This is a genomic window from Lascolabacillus sp., from assembly GCF_028696275.1.
GTDB classification, from domain to species: domain Bacteria; phylum Bacteroidota; class Bacteroidia; order Bacteroidales; family Dysgonomonadaceae; genus Proteiniphilum; species Proteiniphilum massiliensis.
The window spans coordinates 1-9876 of the sequence record NZ_JAQVHI010000052.1; the positions used below are offsets into that span (position 1 = coordinate 1).

Sequence of the window (9876 nt, forward strand, 5' to 3'; positions counted from 1 at the left end):
GGTATCTCCTCGGAGCTGTTTTTTGCCCAGTATCCATTCTCCAGCAGGTTGTTTTCAGGGGTACTTAGATTGAAAATATCATCATAAGCACAATGATGATTTGTTATTAAGAGTCCTTTATTGGAGATCATACTGCCGGTGCAACCAAAATCTAATGAAACAACGGCATCTTTCAGAGAAGCTTCATTTTCACTGTATATAACTTCTGACCCAATTTCCAATCCCCTGGTTTCCATGCGCTTTTGCAGTTCATTATTCAGAGCTTGTATCAGCCACATGCCTTCGTCTGCCTTTACTGTGTTTGCACTTATACCTATTAAAATTATCAAGATGATGATATATTTTCTCATATCAGATTTTCTTTTGTAAAATTTCTGTTTATTTAGTATTGTTATTCTGTTTGTTGTTTCTTGTCCTTGAAATCTAATCTTGCATCTATTTCTTTGATCTCTCCACTTGTCATTTTTACACTCCATTTATCCGAACAAAGATTTTCCCATAATTTCTCTCCGGAAATTACTGAAGGGACATAGACTATTTTCATGGAAGGAGTATCATTGTCATCTAAAAATGTCTCCAGTCTCAAAACTCCTTCGTTTAAAGAGAGGTAACTAGATAAATAGGGAATATTTCTCGAATAGATTGGTTTGTCAAGTTCAGGAAAGGATACCACCAATGATGCAGAGTCTAATCCGGCAAATTTCTTAATATTCTCCTTATAACGTGAATTGTATTTATTGAAATACCTTTCCAGAAAATCTCTCCGTGTAATAGTATCGGTTTCCGTTTCAATTTTCACAAATTCAAAATTCAAATCTCTTATTTTCTCTTGCCCATCGGCCGAACGAATGATAAGCTGCCTTTTCTCTACAATATTTTTTAGGAACTCTTTATCAACGGGTTCGTCAATATCCATATACAGATGTACGGTTAGCGGACATGAAAACTTGGTCTCAATTCCAAAATACTTATCATTTCCATATTGTCTGAACTGCATTCCGAGATAATTCGGATCTAATTTATCGTACATCTTTTCGGTATACATTGTAATTACTTTAATCAGACTGTCTGATAATTCGGGATTTACAATCTTGAACTTCACAGGCGTATATGTTGCTCCCATGATCTCCTCTTCGCTTGTTTGAGTTGGATCGTAGAGGATGTTTGCAGTTTGAGTTTTAACAAAAGTAGATACACCATAAACACCGGGAACACGACGTAACTTTGCGGAAAATGCTTTTGAACTACCGTAACAATGTACAGAGCTTAGTCCTTCCATTTTGAATGTTTTAAGCTTTACATCTTCGATGTTATCACCCCATGTTTCATTGATTGTAGGCATTTCCCACTTAGAACCAATAATCAATGCAATGATAAATAGAACTATTGTTAATATGGCCGGTAACCAGCGGTTATATTTCTTCTTGTTGAATGTAAGTGCATCAGAAGGACAAGCCGATAGACACTCGCCGCATAGAGTACAATCCACTTCCTTTACAACTTTGTTTTTGTCAACAGGGAGGTTGTAGGGGCATTTTTTGGAGCAAAGTCCGCAGTCAGTACACTTTCCCTCATCCTTATTCACCTTTATCAATGGGAAGACTTTGGGTTTTACCATGAAAACTTCAAGGATATACCCCATAAGGCAGGCTGTTATCAAAAGATATAACCATGGAATATTTAATCCTAACTGAATAAGAATTATATATAGGATTATCATGGATAAGAACGAAATGGTAAACTTGAACAGGTTACTTAATGCGCCCAAAGGACAAACATATTTACACCAGAACAATTTAATGAAGAAACTTCCTAAGAACAGGATTACTAAAGAAGCAACTGCCATCCATAATGTGATCTCCCCATGAAATCCGGTAGCAGCTGCATAGTAGGGATCGAAATTCTTACAGAATAGTTCAGATGTACTCAATGTCATGTAAAAAACGATAAATAGGAGTATGTATTTTACCGATCTGAGAATTTTATCTACAACGGTTCCGTTCGCAATTTCAATCCCTTTAATCTTTGTCTTTTTTCGAAACTTAAACATATATTCCGAAACCAATCCTACAGGGCATAAGTAACCGCAGAACAACTTGCCAAAGAGAATTACTCCCACTCCAAGTGCCAGGCCCATCAAAACCTGAACTGTGGTCATACTGCAGGCTAAAGTTTCGCTGGATAGGTAAGATCCAAAAGCTTGAAGGCCGCCAAAAGGACAATACGCTTCCGGATCGGAAGAAGTTTTAGAGAAAACATTGGTCATTGTGATGATTATTGCAAATAATACACCCCATTGCAGTAGATGTCTGAACCAATTTTTTTTGAAATGTCTCGAAAATAGTTTCATAATTTATTTTATTGTATTAATATATTGTTGTATCGTTATTCTTTTCGCTGTTTCTTCTAAAAAACATAGCTCGTTGATAAAGACAGAAATGATCTCTTCTGTTTGTTTTTAGCTACTATCTTGTGGTATTTCATACAGAATTCTAAAGCATAATTTTTATCCGGATTCAATAAGTGACGATACCTTGCTCCAACATTGATGTTTGTTCTGGAGGCATTACGGTATTGATAATCTATTTCCAACAATCTCTTATTTAGTTGCAGCATGCCTAAATTGCCTGAGCTTTCCGAATTTAATGAGTTTCCTTCATCTGAACCTTTAGAGAATGCTACCCCGGCTTCCAGTTCAATTATATTTTTTTGCTGAGGATAGAAATACTTCCTCCCCTCAAAGTACAAAGTATTGATGTTAAAATGTTGATTGTAAGTCTCGGGGAAAATTTTGTAAGTTTTCTCGTTAATCATCCTGTTAAACCCAGCTGTTAGGTTGAAATTATATTTCCAGTCGGTTTTTTTATAGCAAAAGCGATAAGCAGCATCTAGTTCTTTAATGGAAGTCATATATCTTAAAACGCTCCCTTTTTCATAATATTCCCACGATTTAATTTCTCCCGGAACCTGCTCATAATTATTAATTATGTAATTCGAGGCCCTTTCGTTGCTGTTTAGATTAAATTTTATAAAATGATTGGAGCTGTTTCCTAAAAACTTGATAGAACCGCCATAATGGTAGTTTAGCAACTCTTCACGACTGTACTTTTTGGTAAGAGATATCCCTTCGTAGTTGTTGAGTTTCCCATAATTCATTTCTAATTCATTGAACCACTCGAGATTATTGTTATTGTAGTCAAGTTGAAATGCCCCTCCAAGTAAATTAAAAAAATAGCCTCTTTTAAGAATGGTTGCTGAAGTTATTCCTGATTTGGCCATAAAAAACAGTCCTTCCATGTAGTATATGTTTTTCCCTGTCAAATCTCCGATAAAATCATAGGTCACTCTGTCTACATCGTACTTATAGTTGAAGTTCAGACCTGTAGTGAAATTTGCAGTTTTGTGGTTAACACCAGGTTTTATACATATTGACGAATATACATTCGAGTTTCTTCCATCAGTTCTTTTTGCCATTGTTGCAGTGTGATAACTAATGCCAATTCCCAATGCTGTTTTATTAGTCAGGGCATATGCAATTTTTCCGGACATGTCGTAACTCTCGCTTAGGACTTTCCCCGGAATTGAGTCCAGCATAGGGTTTGTTGTAAAGTCAGGTATGTAGTTGCCTAGCCAGGTTTGATTCTTTTTGGTGTCATATTTGTATGTGAAATCACCATAAAAAAGCAGTTTCTTAACTTTCCTATAAGCTTGTGTAGCAACTCCGAAATTAAATAAATTTTCAGCCGAATTGTAATTTCTGTAATCACCACTCTCAGAATTGTAAAAGCCTCCAACAGAAGCATAATCCTGAAACTGATAATAGGCCAGTCCCGAAACATTATCAGAAACAGCCCATGGAGCACGTAATTGTATTTCTTCTAATGTGTAGTCAATTTTTTCATTTTTATCGCTTGCCTGTGCGAACATGTTGAATGTCATTAACTGCCATGATACCCATGCTCCTAGTATAATTATATATCTTTTTTTCATGAAATAAATATTTAAAATATAACGGGTTAAATAACGCCAGCTTATTGATTATATAAAGTAGGATGAGGTATAACTTCGAAATCGTTGGATGAATTGTTCGTGTCCATATATACTATTCTTCCACCTGTTTTTTCCGTTTCTTCATTGTCGACTTTTCTTATGATACTCTGTCCCTGACCCGATCCTGATATCATTGCAAATCCGTTATCAATCTCTGGCATGAATCTTTTGGTATCTGTGGGATTTCTAAGGCATTCAACAGCATCCAAAATAAGATTTTTATCAACAAGCAAAGCGCTTAAATTAATGTTTGAGGAGTTCGGATTTAGTGCGTAATTATCCAGAATATATTGTTCAATACTCTTCCCTCCCAGGGTAAATATAAAAAATCCGGGGCTATTATTGGAAATGACAAAAGCTTTTGCACTTCCAATTTTCCAAATCCCTTCAAGCAATTTGACACCCGCTTCAGGAGTAGCATGGCTTGGGGTCATGATGGGATCATAAATGGCCCAATATCCTGGTCTCCCTAAGTTTACAGAGTTTCGCACAGATGCGGAGTGATCTATAGCATTGAGTGCTAAAACCACTTCCCGGCCAGGTTCAAGAATGTTGTCTTTACCGGTTCCGGGAAACATCCATACCATGGATGCTGCCGGAATGGAATCTCTCAGTTCCGAGGTCCCCGGTTTTACCCAATCAGACAAACGTCCGTTGGTGGGAGCATTAAATGGATGAACCACACCTAAACACAATGAATCAAGGTATGCGTCCTGATCTGAGTTATTATATAGGATAATGTATTTGTCAGTAGTATAGCTTTTGCCTGTTTCTTCGTTGAAACATCCCCCAAAATACAACTCTTTGAATACAATCTGACTCGATTTCGATGCTGTAAGCTCAATTTCAACGCTATTTGACTGGGATATCGCATCAATTTTTTCAGACATTCCGTTAAAGAGGTAAAGGATTCCTCCCGAATCTCTAAAGGATGTTTCGGTTGACGCTATGTAGTAACCTGGAGCAACTCTGATTTCTGCAACCCCCTGTTCATCGGTAATGCCTTTAAACTGAAGACCTGCTGTGTTATCGTAAAGTATAACCTTTAATCCTTTTACAGGATAATCATATCCTTCTGGCATTTTTACGCTTACAATAACAGTTTCACTTAATTCTGCTTCACTGAATTCATCTGATCTGATATTCTCGAGGCAAGAAGGAATAATTAAAATGAAGCTTATAGAAATAATACTGTATAAATATCTTTTCATTTTATTTGATTTTAATGTTTTTGAAATTTTTCTGGCGCTGTGTTTGCACCCAAGTATCTGATGATCAAAATTTAAATTTCACTTCTGCTCCAAAATATATATCTGAATTTAATCGGTTCCCAATTGCATTAGGACGTGCTTTATCCTTCATGATCGGCGTATGATTTGTAAAATTATTTGCATAAAACGATAGGGAGGTGTTATCGCCAATTTCCTTTGTCAGTCTTATATTAGCCATCATATATGGTTTATATCCTGTTGGCAGAAAGTAGTAGCTGTTGTTTGTAGTTTCCCTTAAAAGAGCGAGCCGAGTTTTTAACACAGGATCGTTGGTGGTGTGAAAATCTGAAAACGGATGTCTGTTTCCATCAAAATCTATGTAATATGTTGGATCTCTATAGATATCCTGCAGCACATTTTTGTTTGAAAAATCGTCATATATCGGCTTCCCATTCTGATCTTCAATGTATGAGTTTGCCGGATCAAAAATATATTGCGATTGATTGAACCAGATAAACTGAGTGGTTAATGAAACAATCATTCTAATTGCAGGAATGTTTGTTACAAAATTCAGATTGGTGTTAAACCTTCTGGCACTGTTACCGATATTGCTGCCGGTATTTTTGTCGAATACTGCTAAATAGGGGAAGACCTCCTGTGGATTTACCGGATCGTTACTGTTTATCTTTTTAAGTTCTTCTCCATCTTTACTGTCTTCCGTTTTCAGGTAAGCACCGTTAAGAATAACCGTAGTGTTCAGTGCCTCGATTTTAGGGAATGACATTGAATATTCAATGCCCCATTTATCTATTTTACCCCGGTTATCCGGCCTGCTAAATAATTTAAAATCATTTCGGAGTGTATGGGATACTTCAATGTAATTTCCTGTTTCATCTTTTGCATATACGGTGCCGTTCTCAAATTTTGGATCAGCATTTTCTCCGGTCAAGGTGTTATAATATTTAATAGTATTAGTCTTGAAATTAACATTTTGGGTAATACCATCAACCAGTTTTTCTTTAAAATAGGTAATCTGTGCATTAATTCCGGAAATGTTTACATCAATACCCATCTCCATATTATAGGTCTTGTTGGGTTTTAAGTTATATGGCAGCAGTTCATCAATAATATCGGTCTGTATTACCGCAAGTGACTTGTTGGCTTCCGTACTGCTATAACGGAATAGGGTATAATCCATATAAATCGGTGCAGGATACAGATAACCGATCGATGGCAACTTTTCCATTATTCCCCAACCACCCCTGAAGTTTAATTTTCTCAGGCCACCCCTGGATTTAGGTTTGAATAGTTCGTATCTCGCATTAAACCTGGGCTCAACAGTAGGATTATAATTATATCCTTCCAGTTTCATTTTGGTTATACGAGCTCCACCTACAAGTTCCAGAGTGGATTTTTTTATTGGTATTTTAATTTTTTCTTCGGCGAATAAGCTGATGTTGTCCATGAAAGGGATCTCTGTATAATTACGTTCTCTGAAAAAGGGAGGAGTTGCATCGGTATAATAACTACCCCTTCCTTTGTTTCCATCACGGTTATATTCAAATCCAAGTAAACTGGCGAATAGGGTTTTTCCCATCAACTTATTAAGATTCCCATGAATTTTGGCATTAAAGGAAAGTGGAACACTTTCCAGCCAAAAATCTTCCTTATAGAGAAGTTCTGTAAAATAGCCTTCTGATATTCCTGGCACTTTAGTGTTTGTTGTTGGAGTGGGGGTTCTGTTTATGACGGTGTATTGATTTGTTTTTTGTTTTTGATAGACTGCCGAAATATTGTAGTTTAGCACAGAAATGTAGGGTTTATTAAGCATCCAGGACCCATAAATGGATGTGTTTAAATTATTTGTAGAGGACTTGGAAAAGTCTTCTTTTGAGACATCCGGATCTTGTGTGACATTATTGGAGGTAAAGTTACCATTAACCTTGAAATTAAACCTGAATGGCGTTTTTTCTTTATTGAAAGTATTGGAGTAAGTTAATCCAATCGTTGTCCGGTCAAAGATATCAACAGGCGAGATATTTTTCTTGAAAGCCTTGGCGTAATCCATGCTCACGTTTAAAAATCCCACGTTATATGGCAGCCTGTATCCTTTATTAATTGATCCAGCTTTTGTCCTTGGATCAGATTTTATCCTCACTTCGTAGGGTGTCATACCTGCCTTGGTTTTCACTAAAATCGCGCCTGAGGTCATATCACCATACTGAGCCGAAAGTACTCCTGTCATAACTTCTACCGATTCGATATTGTCAGTTGGGATTTTTCTGTAGTCGAATGTGGCACTTTCTACCTCTGCATTATTGGATACTTTATTACCATCAATCAGTAAGCCTACTCCGGCAGCATTTAACCCGCTAAAATCCTTGATGCTCCTTATGGTTATTATGTTCTGAGTAGTTAGATTGGGATTGTTTATAAGTGCACCCGGCATAAGTTGCATAACATCTGCAAGGCTCGATGGCTGAAGGTGATCAATAGAAGCCTTTTCCATTATATGAGATGAGTTTATTGCCCCTCCTGACTGAGCTGTAACTATAACATCATCAAGTAACAAATTGCTGGGCTCCAGCAAAATATTCAAATTTGAAATATCCTTTGTTACACTTATCGGGATAGAGTAGGTGACATAGCCCATACTCGATGCTTCAAGAGTATATTCACCGGGAAGGACGTTCTGGATGGAAAATTTACCGTTTTTGTCACTCGTTGCCCATAAATTGAGCTCTTTTAATACTACGACGGCAAAAATAATTGGTTCTCTATCTTTGGAATCGATTATTGTACCGTTAATGGCAAAACCATTTTTTTTGGTTTCCTTTTTTTGATTAATTGGTTTTTCAAAAACGATTTGTTCTTTTTCTTCGTCCAGGTAAAACACAATTTGTTTATCGTAAATTTTATAATTAAAATTGCTTCCGTATGTGATGATGTGTAGGATATCTTCAATTGATTCATTCTTGACGTTGATATCAATTTTTTTACTCATCTCATCGTTCAGATTACCAGGTATAAGAAAAATGAAGTCGCTTTTTTTCTCAATTTCAGAAATCACTTGCTTAATGGATACATTATCAAGCCTGATGCTGATATAAGTCTCCTGTGAAAAGGTTGTTGCGTTTGCAGAAAGAATTACAGCAAGTAGTAATACATTCAAAACCTTGAACATTTTAAATACCATTTTGGCATTATCAGGTTTTCCCTGTTGTCTTATACATTTATTCTTCATGATGCGAAATACTTTTATTGATTACATTGTGTGTGATAATATAATGATTGAAAAGTATGGTTATGTAGATGATAAACAATGAGATGATAATTATTTTAGCCATTTATACTGAAAACATTTTGTTAGTTGTAATCTATTTTGCGATCTTTTTATTATTTCTTATGTAAATTGTGTTATTTTCTTTCTTATATGTTGTGTTAGATAGTATTGCGATTGATTTCATTACATTGTCTATATTATCAGAAAGATATAGTTTCCCATTGCATGTAAGACCTTTCAGGTTTGTAGCATTTGTACATTTTAACGAGAAATTATAATTTCGTGCTATGTAATTCAATAAATCCTCTACGGGCGTTTCATTAAGTATTATATACCCTTTAGTCCAGGTGATATATTGCGATGCATCAACCTGACGCTTGCTAAATGAGTGATTGTTATTGAGTAATGCCATTTCGTTTGGCATAAGCAGAAAATCTATATCTTTTTTTGTTTTTTTTGCCATTAAATTCACTTTGCCTTCCGCTAGTACAACAGTCTGTGGCTGTTTTTCATACGCCGAAATACAAAATTTTGTTCCTAACACGCTGACACAAAAATCGGATGTTTTAACAAAAAAAGGTGCTTTTTTATTTTCAGCCACTTCTATATACATCTCGCCTGTTATTGATATTTCGCGCTTATTTTCTTCGAACTCTGAAGGGAAGGTCAGTGTAGAACCTGAATTGAGCCAAATCTTTGTTCCGTCGTAGAGGGTAACTGTTGTACGTTTTCCGTAAGGTACTATAAGTTTATTGAGCCCATTCTTGCTCATTGCAATTTCAACCTCTCCCCCTTTGTTATCATCTGGGATTCTTGCTATACCCATTTTATCAATTTGCAAACTGATATTTTTATCAAACAATGTTGTCTTACCAGTAGTTATAAGCTGAATACTTTCAGTCTCATTTTGATAGATTGATATTTGTCCGGTGGAGCCAGATTGAGATATTTGATATATAAACATTCCTATTAATAGCAGAATTGAAGCTACTGTCCCGTAACTTACTAATCTTAGGATTCTCTCTCTCTTTTTCTCTTTGTTTTTTCTTTTTTGCTGTACTGAAAATAATATCTCCTGAAGGATTTTTTCTTTTTTCTCTACTTTGAGATATCTTTTTGGAAAAGACTTTTTTTTCAGGTATCCATCAGCAATATCAATTTCCTTCTGTAATTCAAGATTTTGTTTTATCAATACATTCCAATATCTGTCTAATTCTCTTGAAGGAGAAAATCGCCACAATAGATATTTTTTATCTCGTAGCAATTCAGAATGAGTTTTATGAAAAGGGCGACTATTGCTTATCATAATTGGGGAAAATTTTGTTGATAAAA

The 9876-nt window shown here is 35.8% G+C and carries 6 protein-coding genes; all 6 read right to left on the reverse strand.

Going from position 1 to position 9876, the window contains the following annotated elements; translation table 11 throughout:
* A partial coding sequence (locus tag PHO43_RS09385) for a S46 family peptidase (protein ID WP_288012057.1) occupies positions 1-350 on the reverse strand: 350 nt, incomplete at its 3' end.
* 41 nt (positions 351-391) lie between these two features.
* Positions 392-2350 carry a 4Fe-4S binding protein gene (locus PHO43_RS09390; protein WP_288012059.1) on the reverse strand — a complete coding sequence of 653 codons (1959 nt, stop codon included), beginning with the start codon at positions 2348-2350 and terminating at the stop codon, positions 392-394.
* Positions 2351-2406: 56 nt separating this feature from the next.
* Positions 2407-3990, reverse strand: coding sequence for a DUF6850 family outer membrane beta-barrel protein (locus PHO43_RS09395; RefSeq protein WP_288012061.1), 1584 nt, complete (start codon positions 3988-3990; stop codon positions 2407-2409).
* A gap of 41 nt (positions 3991-4031) precedes the next feature.
* Positions 4032-5261 (reverse strand): DUF4876 domain-containing protein, encoded by a 1230-nt coding sequence (locus PHO43_RS09400; protein WP_288012062.1) that lies wholly within the window; start codon positions 5259-5261, stop codon positions 4032-4034.
* 64 nt (positions 5262-5325) lie between these two features.
* Complete coding sequence (locus PHO43_RS09405) at positions 5326-8505, reverse strand: carboxypeptidase-like regulatory domain-containing protein (RefSeq protein ID WP_288012063.1); 3180 nt, start codon at positions 8503-8505, stop codon at positions 5326-5328.
* Between the two features lie 133 nt (positions 8506-8638).
* Positions 8639-9876, reverse strand: a 1238-nt coding sequence (locus PHO43_RS09410; RefSeq protein WP_288012065.1) for a FecR family protein, incomplete at its 5' end; no start/stop codon positions are given.